This is a genomic window from Nostoc commune NIES-4072 (assembly GCF_003113895.1).
In the GTDB taxonomy this organism is placed as follows: domain Bacteria; phylum Cyanobacteriota; class Cyanobacteriia; order Cyanobacteriales; family Nostocaceae; genus Nostoc; species Nostoc commune.
Window position 1 is genome coordinate 177,480 of record NZ_BDUD01000002.1, and the last position, 20,693, is coordinate 198,172.

General features: G+C 43.4%; 30 protein-coding genes and 1 pseudogene. 18 read left to right on the forward strand and 13 right to left on the reverse strand.

All coding sequences use genetic code 11. The annotated features are described in order from the left end of the window. Window positions 1–2 precede the first annotated feature (2 nt). From CDC33_RS39435 to CDC33_RS33105, 4 genes are all read left to right on the forward strand, one after another. Window positions 3–158: a hypothetical protein gene (locus CDC33_RS39435; protein WP_181374289.1), complete on the forward strand. Its 156-nt coding sequence runs from the start codon at window positions 3–5 to the stop codon at window positions 156–158. Window positions 159–164: 6 nt separating this feature from the next. Continuing rightward, window positions 165–509: a hypothetical protein gene (locus CDC33_RS33100; RefSeq protein ID WP_181374290.1), complete on the forward strand. Its 345-nt coding sequence runs from the start codon at window positions 165–167 to the stop codon at window positions 507–509. Further along, complete coding sequence (locus CDC33_RS38025) at window positions 493–678, forward strand: hypothetical protein (protein WP_146195901.1); 186 nt, start codon at window positions 493–495, stop codon at window positions 676–678. Before CDC33_RS33100 ends, CDC33_RS38025 begins: the two co-directional genes overlap by 17 nt. Before the next feature lie 145 nt (window positions 679–823). Then, complete coding sequence (locus CDC33_RS33105; protein ID WP_109012902.1) at window positions 824–1,414, forward strand: alpha/beta fold hydrolase; 591 nt, start codon at window positions 824–826, stop codon at window positions 1,412–1,414. Between the two features lie 175 nt (window positions 1,415–1,589). Here the strand turns inward: CDC33_RS33105 and CDC33_RS41780 are convergent, their stop codons facing one another. Further along, the gene (locus CDC33_RS41780; protein WP_369694415.1) at window positions 1,590–1,745 is read right to left on the reverse strand and encodes a PEP-CTERM sorting domain-containing protein; all 156 of its coding nucleotides are present in this window, start codon (window positions 1,743–1,745) and stop codon (window positions 1,590–1,592) included. A gap of 13 nt (window positions 1,746–1,758) precedes the next feature. After that, the gene (locus tag CDC33_RS33115) at window positions 1,759–2,169 is read right to left on the reverse strand and encodes a hypothetical protein (protein ID WP_109012904.1); all 411 of its coding nucleotides are present in this window, start codon (window positions 2,167–2,169) and stop codon (window positions 1,759–1,761) included. 365 nt (window positions 2,170–2,534) lie between these two features. Here CDC33_RS33115 and CDC33_RS33120 point away from each other — a divergent pair. Together CDC33_RS33120 and CDC33_RS39440 are read left to right on the forward strand one after the other, a co-directional pair. Then, window positions 2,535–2,769: pseudogene (locus tag CDC33_RS33120) on the forward strand (EF-hand domain-containing protein). A gap of 110 nt (window positions 2,770–2,879) precedes the next feature. Beyond that, window positions 2,880–3,044, forward strand: a complete 165-nt coding sequence (locus tag CDC33_RS39440; RefSeq protein ID WP_181374292.1) for a hypothetical protein — start codon at window positions 2,880–2,882, stop codon at window positions 3,042–3,044. Here the strand turns inward: CDC33_RS39440 and CDC33_RS33125 are convergent. From CDC33_RS33125 to CDC33_RS39980, 4 genes are all read right to left on the reverse strand, one after another. Further along, window positions 3,041–3,238, reverse strand: coding sequence for an NblA/ycf18 family protein (locus CDC33_RS33125; RefSeq protein ID WP_109012905.1), 198 nt, complete (start codon window positions 3,236–3,238; stop codon window positions 3,041–3,043). The two genes, CDC33_RS39440 and CDC33_RS33125, sit on opposite strands and share 4 nt — an antisense overlap. Before the next feature lie 226 nt (window positions 3,239–3,464). Beyond that, window positions 3,465–3,674 (reverse strand): hypothetical protein, encoded by a 210-nt coding sequence (locus tag CDC33_RS38030; RefSeq protein WP_146195902.1) that lies wholly within the window; start codon window positions 3,672–3,674, stop codon window positions 3,465–3,467. Between the two features lie 142 nt (window positions 3,675–3,816). Further along, entirely contained in the window at window positions 3,817–4,068 is a 252-nt protein-coding gene (locus tag CDC33_RS39975; protein WP_219930125.1) for a hypothetical protein, read from the reverse strand. A 3-nt stretch (window positions 4,069–4,071) separates the two neighbouring features. After that, window positions 4,072–4,209: a hypothetical protein gene (locus CDC33_RS39980; protein WP_219930126.1), complete on the reverse strand. Its 138-nt coding sequence runs from the start codon at window positions 4,207–4,209 to the stop codon at window positions 4,072–4,074. Window positions 4,210–4,296: 87 nt separating this feature from the next. Here CDC33_RS39980 and CDC33_RS33135 point away from each other — a divergent pair, with 87 nt between their 5' ends. The 4 genes from CDC33_RS33135 to CDC33_RS33150 all read left to right on the forward strand — a co-directional run bounded on the left by CDC33_RS33135 (window position 4,297) and on the right by CDC33_RS33150 (window position 6,789). Continuing rightward, on the forward strand, window positions 4,297–4,803 hold the full coding sequence (locus tag CDC33_RS33135) for a DUF1993 domain-containing protein (protein WP_109012906.1): 507 nt from the start codon (window positions 4,297–4,299) through the stop codon (window positions 4,801–4,803). A 364-nt stretch (window positions 4,804–5,167) separates the two neighbouring features. Then, window positions 5,168–5,422 (forward strand): transposase, encoded by a 255-nt coding sequence (locus CDC33_RS33140; protein WP_219930127.1) that lies wholly within the window; start codon window positions 5,168–5,170, stop codon window positions 5,420–5,422. Between the two features lie 114 nt (window positions 5,423–5,536). Then, the gene (locus CDC33_RS33145) at window positions 5,537–5,965 is read left to right on the forward strand and encodes a transposase (protein ID WP_244919469.1); all 429 of its coding nucleotides are present in this window, start codon (window positions 5,537–5,539) and stop codon (window positions 5,963–5,965) included. Between the two features lie 62 nt (window positions 5,966–6,027). Continuing rightward, on the forward strand, window positions 6,028–6,789 hold the full coding sequence (locus CDC33_RS33150; RefSeq protein ID WP_109012907.1) for a sugar phosphate isomerase/epimerase family protein: 762 nt from the start codon (window positions 6,028–6,030) through the stop codon (window positions 6,787–6,789). Between the two features lie 91 nt (window positions 6,790–6,880). Here CDC33_RS33150 and CDC33_RS33155 read toward each other — a convergent pair whose 3' ends face one another. Together CDC33_RS33155 and CDC33_RS33160 are read right to left on the reverse strand one after the other, a co-directional pair. Then, window positions 6,881–7,573 carry a serine/threonine protein kinase gene (locus CDC33_RS33155; RefSeq protein ID WP_109012908.1) on the reverse strand — a complete coding sequence of 231 codons (693 nt, stop codon included), beginning with the start codon at window positions 7,571–7,573 and terminating at the stop codon, window positions 6,881–6,883. Between the two features lie 439 nt (window positions 7,574–8,012). After that, complete coding sequence (locus tag CDC33_RS33160; protein ID WP_244919470.1) at window positions 8,013–8,378, reverse strand: SH3 domain-containing protein; 366 nt, start codon at window positions 8,376–8,378, stop codon at window positions 8,013–8,015. A 773-nt stretch (window positions 8,379–9,151) separates the two neighbouring features. Here CDC33_RS33160 and CDC33_RS33165 point away from each other — a divergent pair. The 4 genes from CDC33_RS33165 to CDC33_RS33185 all read left to right on the forward strand — a co-directional run bounded on the left by CDC33_RS33165 (window position 9,152) and on the right by CDC33_RS33185 (window position 11,145). Continuing rightward, complete coding sequence (locus CDC33_RS33165; RefSeq protein WP_109012909.1) at window positions 9,152–9,460, forward strand: transposase; 309 nt, start codon at window positions 9,152–9,154, stop codon at window positions 9,458–9,460. A 104-nt stretch (window positions 9,461–9,564) separates the two neighbouring features. Continuing rightward, window positions 9,565–9,894 (forward strand): hypothetical protein, encoded by a 330-nt coding sequence (locus tag CDC33_RS40815; protein ID WP_244919471.1) that lies wholly within the window; start codon window positions 9,565–9,567, stop codon window positions 9,892–9,894. Between the two features lie 114 nt (window positions 9,895–10,008). Beyond that, the gene (locus CDC33_RS39985) at window positions 10,009–10,380 is read left to right on the forward strand and encodes a Nif11-like leader peptide family natural product precursor (protein WP_219930128.1); all 372 of its coding nucleotides are present in this window, start codon (window positions 10,009–10,011) and stop codon (window positions 10,378–10,380) included. Between the two features lie 267 nt (window positions 10,381–10,647). After that, complete coding sequence (locus tag CDC33_RS33185) at window positions 10,648–11,145, forward strand: hypothetical protein (protein WP_109012910.1); 498 nt, start codon at window positions 10,648–10,650, stop codon at window positions 11,143–11,145. A gap of 255 nt (window positions 11,146–11,400) precedes the next feature. Here the strand turns inward: CDC33_RS33185 and CDC33_RS33190 are convergent, their stop codons facing one another. After that, on the reverse strand, window positions 11,401–12,606 hold the full coding sequence (locus CDC33_RS33190; protein WP_109012911.1) for a glutathione S-transferase family protein: 1,206 nt from the start codon (window positions 12,604–12,606) through the stop codon (window positions 11,401–11,403). 237 nt (window positions 12,607–12,843) lie between these two features. Here CDC33_RS33190 and CDC33_RS42130 point away from each other — a divergent pair, with 237 nt between their 5' ends. Then, complete coding sequence (locus tag CDC33_RS42130) at window positions 12,844–12,966, forward strand: Rpn/YhgA-type helix-turn-helix domain-containing protein (RefSeq protein ID WP_501193677.1); 123 nt, start codon at window positions 12,844–12,846, stop codon at window positions 12,964–12,966. Window positions 12,967–13,220: 254 nt separating this feature from the next. On the opposite strand, the gene CDC33_RS33195 is transcribed toward CDC33_RS42130, so the two are convergent. Continuing rightward, window positions 13,221–13,418 carry a hypothetical protein gene (locus CDC33_RS33195; RefSeq protein WP_109012912.1) on the reverse strand — a complete coding sequence of 66 codons (198 nt, stop codon included), beginning with the start codon at window positions 13,416–13,418 and terminating at the stop codon, window positions 13,221–13,223. A gap of 31 nt (window positions 13,419–13,449) precedes the next feature. Here CDC33_RS33195 and pyrC point away from each other — a divergent pair, with 31 nt between their 5' ends. Further along, window positions 13,450–14,478, forward strand: coding sequence for a dihydroorotase (pyrC, locus tag CDC33_RS33200; RefSeq protein ID WP_109012913.1), 1,029 nt, complete (start codon window positions 13,450–13,452; stop codon window positions 14,476–14,478). 130 nt (window positions 14,479–14,608) lie between these two features. Here the strand turns inward: pyrC and CDC33_RS33205 are convergent, their stop codons facing one another. Then, a complete protein-coding gene (locus CDC33_RS33205; RefSeq protein WP_109012914.1) occupies window positions 14,609–15,985 on the reverse strand; it encodes a hypothetical protein in 1,377 nt (458 codons plus the stop codon). Window positions 15,986–16,215: 230 nt separating this feature from the next. Continuing rightward, a complete protein-coding gene (locus tag CDC33_RS33210) occupies window positions 16,216–16,464 on the reverse strand; it encodes a hypothetical protein (RefSeq protein WP_109012915.1) in 249 nt (82 codons plus the stop codon). 54 nt (window positions 16,465–16,518) lie between these two features. Here CDC33_RS33210 and CDC33_RS33215 point away from each other — a divergent pair, with 54 nt between their 5' ends. Continuing rightward, a complete protein-coding gene (locus tag CDC33_RS33215; RefSeq protein ID WP_244919472.1) occupies window positions 16,519–17,127 on the forward strand; it encodes a hypothetical protein in 609 nt (202 codons plus the stop codon). A gap of 61 nt (window positions 17,128–17,188) precedes the next feature. Beyond that, the gene (locus tag CDC33_RS33220) at window positions 17,189–20,587 is read left to right on the forward strand and encodes a strawberry notch family protein (protein WP_244919473.1); all 3,399 of its coding nucleotides are present in this window, start codon (window positions 17,189–17,191) and stop codon (window positions 20,585–20,587) included. Here the strand turns inward: CDC33_RS33220 and CDC33_RS39445 are convergent. Then, on the reverse strand, window positions 20,547–20,690 hold the full coding sequence (locus CDC33_RS39445; protein ID WP_181374293.1) for a hypothetical protein: 144 nt from the start codon (window positions 20,688–20,690) through the stop codon (window positions 20,547–20,549). The genes CDC33_RS33220 and CDC33_RS39445 overlap by 41 nt on opposite strands. Window positions 20,691–20,693 lie beyond the last annotated feature (3 nt).

Below are 20,693 nucleotides of genomic sequence, written 5' to 3' on the forward strand. Positions count from 1 at the left end.
CTTTGAGCCATAAAAATCTAGTCTATGTGATTGCGCTGTTGTCGGCGGCGGCGGATAATGCGGATTTGAGCTACGTTGATCAGAATTTTCAACCAGAGTCATTGCAGACTTGGGGTAAACGTGGTTCTGTGATTAACGTCGAGATGCGGCGCTATTGAGAGTCTGTGCTTGCGGGTTTGGTCGAGGATGGGTACACCATTATCGATGCCGACGATGCATCGGACGATGAGAGTGGGGCTGTAATCGAGTCGGTAAAAGCGGCAAGTGAGCAATTGTATACTGCTGAATGTCAGGCGATCGCGGATTCCGATGAACTCTCCCCAACCGAATTGAAGAAGCTGCAAGATAAAAGGGCGAAAACGAAAACTCAACGACATCAGCAGCGCAAGGCCCAATTATCCCGTCGCTACGAAATTGACGTAACCCCTGATTTGGTCGAGAAAGATGATGATGGGTGGTATCCTCAACTGAGAATGGGAGCAACGCGAAAAAGTGAGATCGGGGTTTAGTTCTCAATTACACCCCTATATTCTCAACAAAATCTGGTTTTTTAGTTGCGATCGCATCCTGAAACAAGCTATATACGTCCCAGATTTTAGCACCTCACAAAATCGCGTTGCTCCCACTGAGAATGCACTATTATTTGACGCTGGGGCGGGAATTTCTGACCAACCGTGATGTAAGTTCTCAATTTTCCTAGTTTGAGGTTTTTAAAAGCATTTTTAGCCTCTGCTTGCGGCTGGCGATCGCTCAAAAGAAGAGATGGGCAATACAATTATTCCTTTGGGTAAGAGTGAAAAGCGTATATCCCTGATATTCCTAGATGAAAGGGTGCGGGGTTGCAGGTTCACTTTCCGATTACCTTAGCTATAGCAAATGTCTCCTTTCGTTTCTGGAAGTTTTGGATTTACAACAATTTCATTTAGTAGGACACTCATTCGGCGGAGGTATTGCCATTACTTTATCTACACTTGTTCCAGAAAAAGTCAGAAGTGTAATTCTGATAGATAGTACTGGAATTCCTACGCCATCTATACCGGAGATGATCCCGCGAAGGGCAATCGAAATGACCGCTCAACTGTTTCTCCCAAGACGCAGGTTGAAATTAGTTGATATTCCTTTGATTTTCTCCTATAACTTATTATTTAATACAAAAAATGTCATTCAAGGATTGCTAATTTCTTTATACGAAAATATCAACCATCTGCTACCAAAAATCCCAGCTCCCTGTTTGTTATTATGGTCAGAAAAAGACCTAACTACACCATTAAGTAACGCTCAAGAAATGGCGGCAATTATTCCAGACTCTAAATTAATTACTGTAGAAGAAGGTTTCCACGAATGGGGACTCTGGTATCCTGAGAAATTTACATCACTCATATTGGATTTTATTTGTCAACTTGAGCAATATTGATACAGCTTGAACTGGGGCAAAGTACAAGCTCAGTCATTGATCACAACTGGTCGAGTCGAACATACGTATATAGGTGGTTAACTTCGCTTCTGAGTTTACCTCTGTAGTCTGTGATTGGCTCAAAGCTGTGTAGATCGAGAAAGCTTTGGTAAAGAGTTGAGTAATTCATGCTTTACTATTTCGTCTTACCAGCTTTTTTAGAGACAGCAATTGCACCAACTCCAAACAATAGACCTAGTAGGGAAGTGGGTTCAGGTATGGATGTAGATGAAGAACTGACGGTAATATTGGCAGCAGAATCTTGATAGATGTATGTTCCTGCCCGTCCCACTTCACCCGTCAAGCTAATTTCCGAGCTTGAAGTTCAATAATAAGGTATATCTAGGAGCATCAAAAGCAATGCCAAAATCAACCACTAAATTCCAATTCGACCCAGAATCAAGCTCAAAATCAACATCTGGGGTTAAGTTACTGCCATTAGTAGATCCTGGATTCAAATTCAAGTTTAGATTGTTGACGGATAGCTCCCAATCGCTCAAAGTCCCGGACTCTGAGTAAACCACGAATCCAGAATATTCGCTTTCTTCTGGCAAAGAGTTCGTAAGGAATGGGCTAGTAGCATCGACTAAGGTAAAATCACCTGAAAATTCTTGTCTAGTTAGAATAGCTCCCAGCACGGGAGTAGCATGAAATACGCTTGCAACTACCAAACCAATCACGGCGACGCTAACTTTAGGGAGTCGAACTTGATTCATGGATTAGGTATGCTATCTAAAATTGTTGAAGGTATGCTATCACATCGGGAGCAACTTAAGATACATTCGATACACCAAAATTTTCTGCGATGTGCGGTGTTCTCGAAGAATCGCTCAAGCCAAGAAATGGGCAATATATTAAAGAATTACTCAGTACGCTAAGGAATGATGAGCGGTTGAGTGTAATGCTGGAGTTTGAAGACGCAAGCCCTGACAAATTTGCTTAATTGGTGGCAGATACGCCCCATCTAAGCCCCAGCGATCGCAGTTTCTACGTCTTTTGACACAAGTTTATTTAATTTTGAGAGATTAATCAGAGATTAATGAGATATTAAGTTGAAAAACGGTTCTTCAGATAGAAACTTATGGCAACCGAGCAAGAGCTTCAATCTCTTTTTAATAAATTAGATACCGATCTTGACGGCAAAATCTCCATTAATGATCTTTTTTTAAGTCCTGGCTTAAGTACAATCATTTCATCAGAAACTTTCTATCAGTACTCCCCAGGAATTGCTAGTAAATTATGATTCAGACTCTGACGGTAGTATTACATTTGAAGAGTTAAAGTCAGCCGTTAAGAAAGCAGATAATTTAACCTAGCTGTCAAAAAACCCAATACCAAATATCAATACCCAAAATCCCTCTAAGCGCCCACGTTTTGAGGGATTTGCAATTCTCATGGTCATTGGTGACTCGCTAGCACAAAAGAGATGACCACACAAGTAATTCACATAATATCCTTTGACATTCCCCAAACACTCACCCAGGTAGAAAGTGCTGCTATTCAAGGTTGCAAGGGGAGCAATGCTGAAAATACAGCTTGGGCTTACCAGTGTTGGCTCTTTCTACAGTTGACGGGAGCAAGTTTGTTTTAACCCAAGATTGAACCTGAACCAACTTCCCATTGATATTTGAGCAGTTCCTGGTAAGTCTTTTCCCTTATCATCATCTGCTTATACAGCATCTGCAAAAATTCTTGAGCTTGTTCACGAGACATCTGCTTCACTTGGTCTGCGAAAGTTCTAAGGCTAAATTCTTGTTCTAAAGATAATTCAATGGGTTGATTCATCGCTTTTATTACCTACTCTTTTATTTGAGTTTGCTAAGTTAAGCAAATATTGCTTTATATAAATAAATGTTACGATTACTTTACAAAAACTAAAGGGGTGTAAACCGTATTAAGTAGGTTAGAATGCCGTATCTGCTGCTAAAAACCTTGATATCACTCCATTGTGGCAACCCAAGTAAAAACCTAAGTTCTAAAGTTTCTTACTAAGAGGTTTTTAAAAGCATTTTTAGCCTCTGCAAGCGGCTGGCGATCGCTGTTGAAGGAGATGGGCAATACTTTGGGCAAGAGTGGTGAGCGTTGCGGCGTGATGCTGGAGTTTGAGAATGTGGAGATGAAAAATTTGCTCGACTGGTGACAGGTGCCCGCAGTGGACTGAGTGGATGGCGTGAGAAAGTTGGGCACAGATTGCGATCGCTAAAATGTCAGTTCCTCCCAAGCAAAAAGAACTAACTCTTATCCAGCATCCAGAGATTATTAACTATGGGGGCTGTCTTTGAGCCTCACCAAAATTCTAGTCGCACACCAACGTCAGATAGCATATCGAGAACTCGTATCAGTACATAGTGTAAACATTCTATTCAGGCATTTTCTACCACAGTTCCTTGGTGATACACAATCTTCCAACCCTGCGGTGTCTGTCGCCAGATCGTTGAGCGTCGGGTAATGCGAGTACCCTGAATCAGGGTATAGGTTACAAGGTAGTTTTCGGCGGCAATCTCAAGGCAATGAAAGTCGCGAGTCTGCCATGTGTCTTCCTCTGGGCTGGCATAACGCTTCTCCATCTCATCCAACACATACTGCCGACTGTAACGCCGACCCGACGCACCCACTTCTCAAAATGTGGCTTCCGTCATCCGCTCAAAATCGGTACGTCTCGTCCCCAACTCTGGACGATGAAAAATCGGTTCCCGTTGTATAAGTTCGTTCAAAACATTTAGTATCTTTGGATCTGTGACTAAATTAGGTTCCATATTCTTTGACACAATATCACAGCCAATACCCCCTAATATTAGATGGGGCGGCTCAAAGTCGTTTGAACTTTTTCTGGAGAAATCTCAATGACCATTTCAATGTACCAAGCTTTAATACCCGTGTCTATTCGCACACTGAATAACCTTACAAACATTCTTGAAAAAGGTTCTGCTTATGCTGAAACTAAAAAAATAGATCCGAATGTCTTGATTAATAGTCGTCTATCCCCAGATATGTTTCCATTATCAAAGCAAGTACAAATTGCCTCTGACATAGTAAATAGAGGTGCCGCACGGTTAGCAGGAATAGAACCACCTAAATTCGAGGACAATGAAACTACATTTGGTCAACTTATTGACCGTATTCAAAAAACTATCTCTTATTTAAATACTTTTAAACCTGAGCAAATTGACGGTTCAGAAGAGAGAGAAATTACCCTACAGATGCGTGACAACACTCTCTCTTTTCAAGGAATGCCATTTCTCCTATATTTTGTTTTACCAAACCTTTATTTCCATGTCACAACAGCCTATGACATTCTTAGGCACTGCGGTGTAGAACTTGGTAAAGGAGACTTTCTTGGTCAGCCTTAATCAGAGCAATATCTAACGCAATTTTTTCGAGATTTTCCGATCTTGCTTGGGTTAGTAAAAAATAGATTTCTTGACTTATTGGCATTGTGGGGAAAAGTTTTTTCTTCAACATTTCCCTTTTCTCTTTCTCAGTAATTACACTAGCTTGAATTTCGCCGATTAATTAGTAAAATCTAATACTACATCAAATTCAATATTTGTTCGGTTATAAGTATGATTTCGTTTAGACCAATGATATTGATTATAGAACCCATTTGATATCTTTTAGCCGACCAAGTAGAATCAACAGAAATAGGTGGATTCAAGCAGTGAGGGTTGAAAATGGGGTATTCAAGCGACGTGACTGACGCATAGTGGGAAATTATTGAGCCATTATTGCCGACTAAGAAAAAAAACTAGACCCCCTGTATGGACAAAGCGGCAAATCCTCAACCGGATATTTTATCAACTTAAGAATGGTTGTAATTGGGCTGACTTACCTAGAGATATGCCGCCATATTCAACAGTATTCTGGTATTACCAGCAGTGGTGTGAAGAGGACATCTTGAAGAAAATCATGACTGAGTTGCATCATCAGGTGCGGGAACAAGTCAAAAAAAACCACAGTGGACAACCTTGATGATGATTGATTCCCAAGCTGTAAAAAACACTTGTAATGCCAGTGTTGAATCCAAAGGGTTTTGTTTCTACAAAGCCACTAATGGGATTAAAAGACACCTAGCTGTTGATATACTTGGCTTTCCCTTCTTTACTCACGCTCTCTAAAGCCAGCTTGTCTGATGATTGCGGCTTCATTGAAATGTTCGAGCAAAACATTGATTATTTCATATCTAAACCTGTCGATCTGCCCAAGATTACAATCTTAGTAGATCATGGCTATCACCCGGAGAAACTGACAATAGCGTTAGAGCAGATTTATCCCCAGATTATGACCAAAATCCAATTTGAACTCTCAGCCAAACCATCAAAAGCTGAAAAAGAAGCTACTGGCAAATCTGGCTTTGTGCCTGTTGCTGCTAGATGGGTTATTGAAAGGTCAAACGCTTGGGTGGAGCGATGTAAAAGTTTAGTCAAAAATTTTGACCGAACACTCGCTCGTGCTAATGCCAAGCTCAAGCTTTGTTTTATCAGATTGATGCTCAAAAGACTAGCTGCTAGCTAAAAAAGATATTAAATGGGTTCTATAGAAGTGATTGACTGGTATCTGATGTTTATTAGTAGAGAATGAAGCAACCCAGGCTCGCTTATGTGGAAATGTCTCTACCAGATGGAACTCAGGCGGAGAAATTTGCAGCCATCCGGCGTTGGGGCATCGGTTTAGAGATTGCTAATTTGGGGGATATACAGATAGACGTGTATAAATGCGCCCAGATACCAATTACTGCCGTGCAGGCATATCAAATGCATGATCTCCATCCGCTTCATCGGAATAGGGAACATCGTCATCAAGCCAAAATTCATGTAGAACATACCTTGGAGGTAGCCGCTCAACTCAATGCCCCTAGAATTGTGACAGTCTGCGGCTTTGGACATGATCTAGCAGATAATCCTTTAGAACGAGCGGTGGAGTTCTTCTCCAACTTGGCTCAACAAGCAGCAAAGTTAGGGGTTCGCATCATGATTGAACCCTTGAGTCCAAAACGTGCTGGGGCATTAACACATCCTGATGAGATTGTGTCTCTCATCAGATGCCTAAATCAACCAAAGGTGTTTTCTATCCTGCTAGATACTGGACATTTGCTCGATAGTGGCTTTGATCTGAATTTGTTTTTCTCCATCTGGCAGTATCCAATCGAAGAACTGCAACTCAAAGGCATGAACTCAACTCCACCAACCTTGACCATACCGCTCACGAACTGGATAAAATCCAAGTCCCCGCCCGATGTGATTTGCATAGAGCATCGTCAGGCTATTTCCTGGAAAGAATTTGACCAGATTATCCAAAAATGTTTCCACTGCTTAGAGAAATTAAATAGAAACATTTGAGTTGCAATTACCCTTGTGAGTTTACAGGAACTGAAACAGCATTGGGGAAAGTGGCAGGCACTGTATTTCAATCCAAATCATTTTCTGGTAATCAACTGTCTAGATTATTCCACCATAGCAGTAGTTGACAACAGGAAGTTTTGAAAGAGGTTGCTAGACGATAAGATTTGCGGATTATATCTAAGGCAGAGTATGGCACAGGGAGTCGAAGTGGGCATAACACGGGGAGATATAACCAGTAATAAGCCTTCTTTAAGTCATTCCATTTTGAACAGGCTCCAAGATGTAAAAAATCTGAAATGTCTACAACTAACCCTCTACCCTGATGCATCATAACATTACGCCCGTGAACATCATGAGGGTAGAGGGAGCAACGTCGGGCATAGTCAAGAGCTTCATCGATGTCTCTTATTACCTGCCTGGGAATCGCTAAACCGTATTGCATACAATCGTACAAAGTTGTTCCATAAAGCCGTTTCAAAATTAGAAAGCTATCTTTGGCGTACAAACACTCAGAAAATGCCGGATGAGAGCCTAGACGACGGTAGACTTCTACTTCCTCTTCAAAGCCTGATCGTCCTGGGGCATAAATTTTAACTACACACTCAGGGTAATCGGGGTGATAAACTACTGCGGCATAATTTCCTTTACCAAGCAGCCGCCAGGGTTGTGAAAGATAGCTGACCTGAATGGGATTACGGGGATTGACACTTTGAATTTGTAATCTAGGCAGTAGTTGCTGATAAATGGTTTCAAGCAGATGCTTTGGGGGCGATTTGTCCATAGAGGATAGGTATCTAAAACGAATATCACGCTTGTAAAGGTAAAATTATTGCTAGGGTAAGTGTAGAGAATTTGTAAATATTCTTATTGGTTCTCAGTTGTTTACCCTATACCTTCACACCCAAAAGCCAGTCATATTATAGAAGTAGTCCAATCTGAACAAGCATTGAAACTCAATACTGCTCGGGTAAAGCATTTTCAACTCGGAATTAGGTTCGGGGAAAAGGTTACTGGGTTTAGGTTAAAGGTTTTTTCTTTCCCCTTTTCCCCAAAACCCGACAAGTATTGCATTGAGACTACCATCACTGTTCTTCAGCATTCAACCTAAATGTCTATAGGTTCAGACGATTTCATTCGTTCTTCACCTACCTCACCCCAAGTACATAAGCTTTACGCAAAGTGTTTCTTCAGAGCAAAGATTATGCAGTGTATTTTGTATTTCAGTCTCCAGCCATTTGCAGGTAATGAGAATGAATCCAACCAGGACGATCAGCAAGCTTTACCCATTCGCGAGAAGACTTGCTGACTCTGACATTGACATCATATTGGTAAGGGATGACGCCAATTTTTTGATAATTAGAACCAGGGCCAGACCGGATGGCGACTCCAATTGGGGCAGTTACCAACACTGTGCAAACAGGATTAATACCTGGTCTTAGCCGACATAGTTGTTCTGCTGGGCTTTGAGCTTGAGTAGCAACGGCTGGCAAAACTATGCCAGTTGCAACTAGTGTTAAAAATACTAAGGCAGCCAGTTGTTTGTTGAATTTAGGCATAATTTTAGTTTGTTTGTAAAAAGTCTCCATTTATTATTTCTTAAGGTTTGATTGAGGGCTGCGACGAGCAGATTTTTAGCAGGTTGTATTAACAGAAACTTCAGAATTACTATCCGTAGGGTTAGAGTGCATTCCATTTGTGCAACCAGAGGGTGACAGTTTTGAGATTTATTCCAATGTCGCTAGCAAAGTTTTTCTTCGTTCCCTATTATTAATTCAACGGATTTGTTGTCTATTCCAGAAAAGTTGACAGTTTTCTATTATTCGTTAACAGATTATTTGTTATACCAGATTAACGTCAGTTCGACGGGTTGAAAAAGATGCTTTAAAAGCTAAGACTGGAATAAGAAGAAAATTCAAGAGTGATTTTTATAACATAAAACCTCCTAAACCGAATCTTCGGGCTAGGTTTCCCACCAACACGCCACTCATCACTTTAATAGCCCACATCAGCAGCACTTTCGGTAATCACTCGTGAGAATCAATTGAGGAGGCGATGACTACCCTCCATAAGAGCGATCGCTACTTCCTCCATCCCTAGATTTCCTTACTCAGCACCCCATCACCAGCAGCCATGTCCTGTGTCCCGCCAAGGAAGAAGTTCAAAGTCGCGGATGCCCTCTGTGATACGCTAGCTGATGCTGACCTCTATACTTTGTAATACCAACTTCAAGATTATTCGATTTTTGCGTAAAACATGAAACTTGAGGTGAATAGTATTATAGAACCCATTTGAGATCTTTTTAGGCGATCGAGTAGAATCGGCAGAAGTAGTTGGAATTGCTGGCAGGACAAGGCGAAAAATGGGGTATTCAAGCGACGTGACAGACAAAGAGTGGGGAATAATTGAGCCATTATTGCCTATTAAGAAGAAAACAAGACCCCCAGTGTGGACAAAAAGACAAATTTTGAATGGGATATTGTATCAACTCAAGAATGGTTGCAATTGGGCAAACTTACCCAAAGATCTACCGCCCTATTCGACGGTGTTTTGGCATTACAAACAATGGTGTGAGGATGGCGTCCTAGACAAAATCATGACAGAGCTACATCGACGAGTGCGCGAACAAGTCAAAAAAAAAACCACAATGGACAACTCTAATCATGATTGATTCTCAAGCAGTGAAAAACACTTGTAAAGAAGAGTGTTGAGTCGAAAGGGTTTTGTTTTTACAAAACGACAAATGGAATTAAACGACATCTAGCAGTAGATATCTTGGGATTCCCCTTCTTTACTCACTGCACTAAAGCCAACGTATCTGACGACCAAGGGTTGATTGAAATGCTCACACAAAACATCGATTACTTCAAATCTAAACCGAGCGAGCTACCGAAGATTACCCTCCTGGTTGATCATGGCTATCATCCTGATAAACTAACGATCGCTTTAGAGCAAATTTATCCTCAAATCATGACTAAGATTCAGTTTGAACTCAAAGCCTTGCCATCAAAAGGCGAAAAGGAGGCTCAAGGACTATCTGGATTTGTTCCGGTGGCTGCTAGATGGGGGAAGAGAACGGTCAAATGCTTAGGTGGAGCGATGTAAAAGTTTAGTCAAAAATTTTGACCGGACACTCGCTCGTGCCAAGCTCAAGCTCAAGCTTTGTTTTATCCGATTGATGCTCAAACGACTTGCTGCTAGCTAGAAAAAAGATCTCAAATGGGTTCTATAAGCAAGATTCTGATAAATGAAGAGCAGCGCGTCGCGATAATCATCTTTCCCCCGAATCTTGATACCCTTGTGCTGCTAGTCTTAAAGAATATACTGCTGTTTTTCTTTATATTACGAGTAGCTAGCGAGGATCAAATTTTAAATATGGCTTTTGAGCAAATCGAAGCATTTTTAAAGAAAATGCAGTCTGAACCTGAACTTAAAAACGAGGTGCTCGCAGCACCAACCGCAGATGATGTTGCGCGAATAGCACTAAAGCTTGGTTTTGAATTTTCAGGTGATGAATTATTGAGAATGTCAGGTAAGAAAGTTGGCAGCATTACTGTTAGAAAAACTGATCTTCCTGGAGAGTACAACTAGGGGTCACGCGAGAATTTTTGAAGAAGGCAGAAGGCAGCCATGCTGAGGGCAGAGGGCAGAAGGAACAATTGAATGGGGATTCAGACCCCAACCAATTGTCGGCGCCGTGTAGACAGCGGGACTTTAAACCCTTGTTCCATGATTGTCACGGGCAGAGGGCTGGAAGCAGTATTCCCTGAGCGAACACTATCGAATGCCACGACCAAGCTCAATCTTTGTTTTGTTAGGCTCATGCTTAAGAGACTCGCAGCTTCTTAGAGATATCAAATGGGTTCTATAGGCATAAGTATTGGTTTACTGCCTCTGTTGTCCAACTGGCGAGTCCTTGCACAAAATCAATCACAAAACATTGAGCTAAAAGTTTATAGTGAAAACGAGCAAAAACAAAGCTGTCCAGACAAAGTGATTGTCATTGAAAAACCCCATCCTTATCAAGAAGGCAGTTTTTCAACAGATGGCTCTGTTAACCTAAGTGCCTACGCCAGTAACATTTCTGTTCAAGCCAGTAATAGCTTTAGCGTTACATGGGTTGGTACACTCAAGCCGAGATACGCTAAATGCTTTGCTTCTGCTGGAATGACTAAGGTTGATGGAGAAGCCTACTCTGAACACCTTAATTATTTACGGATGCACTTCGTTAAAGGTAAGGTTTACTTCATCTTAGATTTGGCTGGTGGCTCCGATCCGAATAATTATCCTCTAGTCGTGCTAAACAACAGTTTCAAGAATGGCAATCCTGCCTGGACTTGGGGTGGAAGTGACTAAAGGTTATACTGGCACCATCCCAGATGTCTATTAGAAGTATTCCAAGAGCAAAAGTCTGTTGCACCGTCTGCTGTTGTGGAAGTTCCACCCGATGATGAGCCTTACACAGAACGTATACCTGGGGCAGTGGCTCCTTTGGGTTAACTTTGCTGGTGCGTGTAAGTCTGTGGTGTGCGATTGGTTGGCGGAGGTGTAGGTAACAAAGCTCTTATATTAACTGTTGGAGCGCGATCTGCCAGGGTTGGTGCCTGAATCCTAGTTTCTGACAAAGTTAGACGGGTCTTGATCTCGTCGATGCTTAGTGGGAATGGGGGCTGGCTGCCTATCACCCGCAAGGGCTGCGGTTTTCTCCAAGGATTGCCTCAATCGCTTGGCTGCGTAGATGGACATATCTCGCGGTACATTAATCCGATCGCCCAAATATCGGAGAGCAACATCAGATCCCGATGGAGGTACACAGTCTTCACCGATCATCATGTGTGTTAAAGCACAACGTAGCGCTTGATCAAACAATTTATAATCTTTAGGGTTGACTCGGATAATATTGATGCGGTGTTCGATAGTTCTTTGAAGAGCTTCCATGCGGGAGTTTTCGGGTTCTGGATAAGCAACATCTGGTAGCCCAAACCAGGGCCCATTATCCACCCGCGCTTTATTGAGAAGCATCTGGGTTTCGCCGTTTTCCCAACAGCCCCCCATCTGGGGCGGCAAATCATGTGCGTGGGTGTGAAAGTCGCTCTGGGTACCGCAGTAGGTCGGTCGGCTTTCCATTGCCGCAAACCATGCGCTCAAGCGGGGGGTTTGCGATCGCAGGGAGTAGCCTTTGTAGTAGTAAAGGCTCGCATTCATCCGTTCGAGATATGGCGTAAAAATGACATCGACGATCCCGAAGCTATCTAAAAAGTAAGGGCTTGGGGTGCGACCCAGAGCTTCTTCTACCCTAGCCACCACTGCGATAAATTGTTCTCGGTTGCGTTGTTCTTGTTGAGAGGAACCGGCTTTAGAACACAGCCAAACGCACCAGGCTCTAAATAAAAGTCGTTCTAATTGACGTAGTGGAAGCACCGTGGGGTCTTCCATCCCTTGGCTTAATGGAGCAAAAACTTTTTCCAAAGCGATCAAAATGTCATCGCTTTCCTTTCTAATCCGTCCATCTAGCTCGATTGCAGGAAGCATTCCTGACGGTACCTTACGTTTATACCAACTTTCTTTCTCTCCATAGCAGAACATTGTCACTTTTTCGATCCGGTAGGGGATCTGTTTTTCCTCTAGCCATAACCAAACTTTTTGACAGTAAGGACACCAGGCGTGGTTATCGCGGTACAGCGTTACCCGCACATCAGATTCTCGCTGACCAAACAACCGCAACCTGGCTCTAGCGTTGGTAAGACCATTAACGGTATCTATTTGATAATCCGTGAGGGTTTCTAGTTCTTCCCAGCTTAACGGTGCGGTAGTCATAGGGGGAGTTGCGTAGGGCAATACTTAGGACAATTCTATACTCTACAATATTTTCAGTTACACCAAGGCATAATTTTACCGATAGGTTCGCCCACTTGAAAAAGATATTGGACAAATAGCAATATTGAGCCAATTAAATTTGGTTAACTCGTAGAGACTGCACACGATTGGGCTGAGTGACAATTCTCACCGCTAATTGCAAGTATGTAAATTGTTACTAGTCGGGAACAAAAAGCTTTGGAAAAAGCAGCAGTGAACTTACTGCGCGAGGGTCTAGCTATTGAAGTAATCATTCGGGTAACAGGTTTAACAGTGCAGCAAGTGCAGCAGTTACAGGCACAACTGTCAAGAGAAAATTAATCTTAGTAGACATTCGTGTATCATCATTGATGTGTAAATTGTCGTTATAGTCTGATATTTTGGAGCAAATGTTGTCAAAATTAATGAGATAGTAGTTTTTTCTGAAAAAGTTTTCGCTTTATTTCTGAATCCTCTGCTCAACTTAAAATAATTTAACAGAACTATGCCAATTAAAAAACACATTAATCTTAATCTTGGAAGTTTCCTTAATCCCGCAGAGAAAAAGATAGTGATTATACAGCAAGGTTGGAATTTTACCCATCCCTGAAAAGGTTTTTACCATCTATGGCGATCGCTTGCTTTAAAGCCTTAATAGCCTCTGTATACTGCTGTTGAGATAACTGTAGCTCGGACAGCTTTTCGAGAGCAAAACCCTTGCGCTTAAGAGTTTTGAGGTCATTAGGAGCAAACTTGAGTGCAGTATCATAGATAGCGATCGCCCCTATTTTCATGAGGCCCTTGTTGCCGTTTTATAATGAAAGGATGCAAAAGCTTACCATCACTCGACCTGACGATTGGCATCTGCATCTCCGCGACGGTGCAGCACTGAAAGCGGTTCTGCCTTACACGGTGCGTCAGTTTGCCCGCGCGATCATCATGCCGAACTTGAAGCCCCCTATCCGCTCGGTGGCAGATGCGGCTTGCTATCGCGATCACATCCTCGCCGCCATTCCAGAGGGACAACAGTTTGAGCCATTGATGACGCTCTACCTCACCGACAACACCAGCCCCTACGACATTCTCCGGGCGAAAGAATCCCAGTTTATCAAAGCAGTCAAGTACTACCCAGCCGGTGCAACGACCAACTCAGACTCCGGTGTGACGGATATTCGGAAGGGTGATCGCGTCTTTGAAGCGATGCAGCAGGTGGACATGCCGTTATTACTGCACGGGGAAGTGACCGATAACGATGTTGATACGTTCGATCGCGAGAAGGTGTTTATCGAGCGACATTTAATCCCCCTCAAGCAGCGATTTCCCAACCTGCGGGTGGTGCTTGAGCATATCACCACCTCCGATGCGGTGCAGTATGTCCTGTCTGCCAACACCATCGCGGCAACAATTACGCCACAACATTTGTTGTTTAACCGTAATGCCCTGTTCAAAGGCGGCCTTCGCCCCCATTTTTATTGCCTGCCCATTTTGAAACGGGAGGAGCATCGTCAGGCTTTGTTGCAAGCGGCAACATCGGGGAATCCGAAGTTCTTTCTAGGTACCGATAGCGCTCCCCATACCCGCACCAGCAAAGAAAGTTCCTGTGGCTGCGCGGGATGCTTTTCGGCTCTGCACGCCCTTGAGTTGTATGCCGAAGCATTTGAAAGCGTGAAAGCCCTGGATAAACTGGAGGCGTTCGCTAGCTTCTATGGCCCAGATTTTTATCAACTGCCGCGTAATACCGAGCGAATTACCTTGTCCAAAACAACTTGGCGCGTTCCTGATGAAGTTCCATTTATGGAATCTGGGCTTGTACCTTTGGGGGCGGGGCAGGAAATGACATGGCAAATGGTATGACATTTGCATTGTGCATCAGCCGTTGTGGAATCCTGTCGGTTAGCTTAGGTCAACGAGTAATTTGAATCCTGGCTCAAATTTGAGTCTGCGAATATTTTTCCAATGGTTATCGTAGATAAGACATAATATTTTAGCTAGCACTTACCTGTTGCAATAACTTTGAGTCCCAGGTATAAAGTCCGATTTCTTCAGGTACTCTTGAAAATCTTCCTGTGCGATGCCCTCGCGATAATTCGTTCAGGACTTTGGGCTTTACTTCTATGACATCTGATGGATCAAGTTCTCCATATAATTCTTCGATAATTTCCGCCACATTGAAAACTTTACCAGGATTTTGTTCCAACAAAGAGGTCAGCGCATCAATCAAAAACTGCCCGGAAAATTCTCCTTGCATTGGTATAGTATTAGTTTGTGCCTGTGGGTCAGGTTTTCTGTTTTTGCTCTTCTTAAAATAACTAGTACGATTCGAGTTAAGCAATTTTAAATCTAGGGTAAAAGAACCTGGTTTACCAGGAACAAGCGACCATTTACCGCTTTCTCTGCCATAAGTTAATGTAGATTGAACTCTGCCCTTTACCAGTTTGAAAATATCTGGTTCTAAATCACCATAGAGTGATCGCACCACAAAATCTATGTGACATACAGTACCCCTGTGTTTTTGCAATACCTTTAGGATCGCTTCTGTGCGGTTGAGAGATTGATATTCCGGCAACATTGGAATTTCTGACCACAAGAGGGATTTCTCTAAAGTTTCTTGTTGTGTCTCTATGTATGTAGATGTTGGCGCTGGTGGCTCGTCGGCTTCACCAGATGTCGAGGATGATTCATTTATTTCTAAATTATTTGTTTGTGAGGCTTCAGCCTGAATCGGCTCTACCAACTTCACTTCGGATTCAGTAATGTTATCGCTATTTACTGGTAACGAATTATCTTCGGGTGTGTCTGTAACCACCTCATTTACTATTAAAGGCATCTCGATATTTTGAAATTCTGGGAATGGAGTTTCTAACTCTAAATCATTTGTTGGAGCAATCTCAGAATTGATAGGTTCTACCAAGTTGACTGACACTTCAGCAGTGCGTAGGCGCAGATCATCATAGGCATCGCTGTTAATCAACGATAAATTTTCTAAAGCAAGAAGGGCTGGCTCACTAATGACTATCGGTGCTTTAATATCTTGCTTTGCAGAAGACGAATTCTCTGTTAGAGGCAGTTGAGAACTAACACGCTTTACCAAGTTGACTTTTGGCTCTGGCGTGAAATCGTTATCCTCGAGGGGCAAGTTTTCTAAACTAGAAGCAACTGGCTGATTAATCACCTCCAGGGTTGGCTTCTGACCGTTATCAGACCAGACAGATAACAATGCTTCTACGTGATTGAGATTTGCTAAAGCTTGTATGTATAACTTTTCGTACTTCTCCACAATCGGAGCATAGTAGTCTCGTAATGACAACAGGGGAGCAAGAAAGGTTTCAGGAGGAGGCTGTAATTGTGATTGACTATCCATAAACTTTTAATTTCACCAAAACCGCTATCCCTTGTACCATGACTACATTTTTTTGTTGATCCTGATGCAACTAGCTCGTCAAATCTGCTGCTAGCTAAATATGTACAACATCACGGGATCAATACATCGATAATAGCAATGAAATCGTTTTCATTGCTAAAAACACATCCAAGATACTTTTAGAATAACTACTTAGAAGGCATCTTGTTTGCTCTAAAAGTGTTCTCAGATTATTTTGCCAAATTGACATCACTCTTGTAAGTCATAGCTCTGGGTTTTCTCTTCTTGACAGGGACTACTGATTTCTTGGGTGGTTGGGGAGGGCGGCATTTCTCGCAATATAGAGGTCGGACACCAAAGGTTTCTCGTTGTGTGGGTTGTTCGCACTGCTTACATACGAAGTTGAAAACGCGAGTGTGAATTTCCCGCTTGTGCGCTCTAACGGTGTACTCTCGGACTTGGATTTCTTTGCTTGCCATTGCCTATTGCAATTAGTAACTTTTTGGATCTTAGCCTTTGCTAAGAAGATTTCAATGCTCTGGGTAAACATAATCACCCGTTTTCTGAATGGGAATTTTCATGGCTATGCCAAAACCAGAGTGAGAGTTGCAACGATCAAACACACGCTTCAAACCCAACTGCAACGCCTCACCACATTGAAAAATCACAAACCTTTGGAATTAATCATGGATATCCAAGCTATTCTTACCCTCACGATCCAAGCAGTCGTTATGAGCTTTGTTGCGCTGATGGTTTTCGATTTCATAGATGGTTTGTGGGTTGTACCCTTACCGCCAATCGAATGGGAGCCATCGGTTATTGAACAGCCCACAGTTTCCGCAACAGCACCTATTCCACAACAGGAAATCCCACAAGCCACTCCAAGGGCAATCGCATTTGAGAAGATTTCCGACCCCTGGACTCTAGAACCACAATCCCCTCACCATTCTGTTCCCACGCCAGCAGTTATAATCCCTTTCCCCAGACTCCGACTACTCCCACCTGCCAAAGCACAACCGACCAAACCCAAGCGGACTAAAGCAAAATCGTCCACATCTAAGAAATCCGCCTCAACTAGTACTAAGCGCCAGTCCACCAAGCCACGCAAGATAACTGGAAAGTACCAAGAAAATTATAATTAACCCGTCCTTACGCTCAAACGGCTACGCCGAAGCGAAAGTGATGTACATCTATATGTAATGTATGGTCAGCCTTATAGCCACACAAGGAACTCTATTTGACCTAGAAACAGTTCTGGACTACGGACAATCAATCCTCAATGTTGCTCAAGAACTCACCAAATCACTGATTGAGAAACGAACTATCGGGACTAAAACAATTCAGTCCCAGATGAATCGCCACTTTCACGGCACGGCAGCAGAGGGCGCATGGCAGTGGAAAGATGCTTACGAGGCAGTGGAAGTGGCGCAAATATTATATCTGCGTCAAAAAGGTTACAAGCTTTTATTAGAGTCGCCGCTAACAGTATTATTGGAATTGGAGAAGTTAGTAGCCCTCTGCCCGACGCATACTCGCCGTAGTGAAGAGTCAGTACAGCTTCAGCAATTCTCGACACCGTTACCATTGGCTTATCTGGTAGCCAAAGCAGCATTTATAAAGGCTGATGATTTGATTCTGGAGCCAAGTGCCGGAACTGGTTTATTAGCACAAATGGCTAAACTGCACAGTGCAAGTCTGATGCTCAACGAGCTTGCACCCGATAGATCGAAGATTCTGCGTCGGTTGTTTCCAGGTACACCGCTATTCTCAGTAAACGCGGAACAGATCAACGACTATCTGGTTGGCAAGACTCAGCCCTCAGTTGTGCTGATGAATCCACCGTTTTCGTCGTCCCCCAAAATCAACAGTCGCAATCCCGACGCGACAAAGAGGCATATCAACTCAGCACTACAAAGGCTAGCTGACGGCGGACGACTGGTAACAATTACTGCTAACTGGTTTTCTCCCAATAATCCCACTTGGCGCGAGACTTTTGTTAAGTGGCACTCGGAAGCACGAGTTTTAATGTCGGTCGGGGTTAACGGCAAGGTGTACTCAAAACATGGTACACAAATCGACACCAGAATCACAGTAATTGACAAGGTTCCGGCTGACTCCAGCGAAATTCCTTGCATTACTGAAACTTTGGATCTGCCTGAAATACTGGCACTGATTCAGCAATTACCTGGGCGTTCGTCTTTGACGTTGCCGCAGGCATCGCAATGGAATGCTGCAACTATTAAGGCTGCTGTCGTTCCAGCGAAGGTTGTTAAACTGCCAACGAAGCGTACAGCGATCGCTAAACCAGAATCCTCCGCAGAAATTTCAGATGTGGTTGTTCTGGAGTATGAGGTTATCGAGTGGACGGCTAGTGAGGGTTTGAAAGATACCCTATACGAAACCTATCGCCCACAGCGAATCCGAATTAAGGACGCTTTACCTCATCCCTCGCTGCTTTGCGAAAGTGCAGCCCTAGCACTTGTCTCGCCACCAGCACCAACTTATAAACCGCATCTTCCTAGCAACATTATCACACAAGGCTTGTTGTCAGAGGCACAGCTTGAAAGCGTTATTTACGCAGGTCAGGCGCACTGTGAATTTCTGTCTGGGTCTTATATTGTGGATGATTCTTGGGATAATGTGACTGTAGCGGCAACTGGCGAAGAAAATGCCGTAAAATTTCGGCGTGGCTGGTTTCTTGGCGATGGGACGGGTGCCGGTAAGGGTAGGCAATGTGCAGGAATTATCCTCGATAACTGGTGTCAGAAACGAAGACAAGCAATCTGGGTATCAAAGAGTTCTGCCCTAATTGAGGATGCTCGTAGAGACTGGTGTGCGCTTGGAGGTAGTGAAAAAGACATTATCGACCTCTCAAATATCAAACTTGGCGACCCGATTCCTTTCACCCAAGGTATTCTGTTCTGCACCTACTCAACTCTACGTTCTCAAAAGAATGGCAAAAGTCGGCTTAAGCAAATCGTTGAATGGGCAGGTAAGGACTTTGAGGGTGTCATTTCATTTGACGAATGCCACAGTATGGGAAATGCTATGGCGCAAGAGGGAACGCTGGGTATGGTTGCAGCTTCTCAGCAGGGTATTGTTGGGCTTCGACTGCAAAATGCACTTGCCAAAGCCAGGGTTATATACGTGTCCGCAACTGGCGCGACAAAGGTTTCTAATCTCTCCTACGCGAACAGGTTAGGATTGTGGCAGACTGGCGACTTCCCATTCACAAACCGTGAGGATTTTGTGGAGTCTATCTCTGTTGGTGGCATTGCGGCGATGGAGGTGGTGGCTAGGGATTTGAAGGCACTCGGTTTGTATTTGGCGCGATCGCTCTCTTTTGATGGTGTTGAATACGATACTCTTGAAATCGAGTTAACTAAAACTCAAGAAAGGATTTACAACAGCTACGCCGACGCTTTTCAAATTATCCACAATAACCTTTATAAAGCATTAGAAGCGTGTAACATTACTGGCGCGAAAACATATAACCGTGCTGCAAAGATGTCCGCCATGTCTCAGTTCGAGAGCCACAAACAAAGGTTCTTTAACCATCTTCTCACAGGAATGAAATGTCCCATGTTGATCAAAGCGATTGAACAGGATATTGCTCTGGGGCTAGCTGTTGTCATTCAAATCGTTTCAACTAACGAAGAGTTATTGAAACGACGACTTGATGAAGTTCCGGCTTCGGAATGGAAGGATCTCAATCTTGACTTGACCCCACGAGAATATGTGATGGACTACTTGATGAGTGCTTTCCCTGTTCATCTTCATTGCATTCATTCAGGTGTTGATGGAGAAGAAAAATCCGAGCCAGTCTTTGACGCTGATGGCTCTCCGGTTATTTCTATTGAAGCTGTAGCCTTGAGAGATGGCTTAGTAGACAAACTCGCCAGCCTTGATCCAATCCCTGGTGCATTAGAACAATTGCTGTGGCACTTCGGTAATAAGCAAGTGGCTGAAGTTACAGGTCGTAGCAAGCGAGTTTTGAAAGATGATTCAGGGCGTTTGTTCGTTGATTCACGGGGTAGTGGGGCAAATATTGCTGAAACTGCTGCGTTTATGCAGGGTGACAAACAAATCCTCATCTTCAGTGACGCTGGTGGCACAGGCAGAAGTTATCATGCTGATCTCAACGCTGTTAATCGTCGGCTCAGATCGCACTATCTGCTTGAAGCTGGCTGGAGAGCAGACAACGCCATTCAAGGGCTTGGACGATCGCACAGAACCAACCAAGCATCTGCGCCCGTGTTCAGACCAGTCACGACGAACGTTATAGGTGAACGCCGATTCATCAGCACTATTGCTCGACGGCTGGATAGCTTGGGCGCTCTTACTCGTGGTCAACGGCAGACGGGTGGCAATGGGATCTTTGAAGCTAAAGATAACCTTGAATCGAACTATGCAGAGTACGCACTATACGAGTTGTTTAAGCAGATTTTCCAAGGTCGATTTTATGAAGTGCCTTTAGGAAAGTTCGAGCAAATGACGGGACTGAGTTTAACCTCTCATGAAGGCGGGATGAAAATCGACTTGCCCCCATTGCGGCAATTCCTCAACCGACTACGGGAGCAACGCGATTTTGTGAGGTGCTAAAATCTGGGACGTATATAGCTTGTTTCAGGATGCGATCGCAACTAAAAAACCAGATTTTGTTGAGAATATAGGGGTGTAATTGAGAACTAAACCCCGATCTCACTTT

Bases quoted from the DNA above. Each gene is read 5' to 3' on its own strand.
- CDC33_RS33105 (WP_109012902.1), top strand. From the start codon at position 824: ATGAAAGGGTGCGGGGTTGCAGGTTCACTTTCCGATTACCTTAGCTAT.
- CDC33_RS33115 (WP_109012904.1), bottom strand. From the start codon at position 2,169: ATGAATCAAGTTCGACTCCCTAAAGTTAGCGTCGCCGTGATTGGTTTG.
- CDC33_RS39440 (WP_181374292.1), top strand. From the start codon at position 2,880: ATGACCACACAAGTAATTCACATAATATCCTTTGACATTCCCCAAACA.
- CDC33_RS33125 (WP_109012905.1), bottom strand. From the start codon at position 3,238: ATGAATCAACCCATTGAATTATCTTTAGAACAAGAATTTAGCCTTAGA.
- CDC33_RS39980 (WP_219930126.1), bottom strand. From the start codon at position 4,209: ATGGAACCTAATTTAGTCACAGATCCAAAGATACTAAATGTTTTGAAC.
- CDC33_RS33135 (WP_109012906.1), top strand. From the start codon at position 4,297: ATGACCATTTCAATGTACCAAGCTTTAATACCCGTGTCTATTCGCACA.
- CDC33_RS33150 (WP_109012907.1), top strand. From the start codon at position 6,028: ATGAAGCAACCCAGGCTCGCTTATGTGGAAATGTCTCTACCAGATGGA.
- CDC33_RS33155 (WP_109012908.1), bottom strand. From the start codon at position 7,573: ATGGACAAATCGCCCCCAAAGCATCTGCTTGAAACCATTTATCAGCAA.
- CDC33_RS33160 (WP_244919470.1), bottom strand. From the start codon at position 8,378: ATGGAGACTTTTTACAAACAAACTAAAATTATGCCTAAATTCAACAAA.
- CDC33_RS33165 (WP_109012909.1), top strand. From the start codon at position 9,152: ATGGGGTATTCAAGCGACGTGACAGACAAAGAGTGGGGAATAATTGAG.
- CDC33_RS39985 (WP_219930128.1), top strand. From the start codon at position 10,009: ATGGGTTCTATAAGCAAGATTCTGATAAATGAAGAGCAGCGCGTCGCG.
- CDC33_RS33185 (WP_109012910.1), top strand. From the start codon at position 10,648: ATGGGTTCTATAGGCATAAGTATTGGTTTACTGCCTCTGTTGTCCAAC.
- CDC33_RS33190 (WP_109012911.1), bottom strand. From the start codon at position 12,606: ATGACTACCGCACCGTTAAGCTGGGAAGAACTAGAAACCCTCACGGAT.
- CDC33_RS33195 (WP_109012912.1), bottom strand. From the start codon at position 13,418: ATGAAAATAGGGGCGATCGCTATCTATGATACTGCACTCAAGTTTGCT.
- pyrC (WP_109012913.1), top strand. From the start codon at position 13,450: ATGCAAAAGCTTACCATCACTCGACCTGACGATTGGCATCTGCATCTC.
- CDC33_RS33205 (WP_109012914.1), bottom strand. From the start codon at position 15,985: ATGGATAGTCAATCACAATTACAGCCTCCTCCTGAAACCTTTCTTGCT.
- CDC33_RS33210 (WP_109012915.1), bottom strand. From the start codon at position 16,464: ATGGCAAGCAAAGAAATCCAAGTCCGAGAGTACACCGTTAGAGCGCAC.
- CDC33_RS33215 (WP_244919472.1), top strand. From the start codon at position 16,519: ATGCTCTGGGTAAACATAATCACCCGTTTTCTGAATGGGAATTTTCAT.
- CDC33_RS33220 (WP_244919473.1), top strand. From the start codon at position 17,189: ATGGTCAGCCTTATAGCCACACAAGGAACTCTATTTGACCTAGAAACA.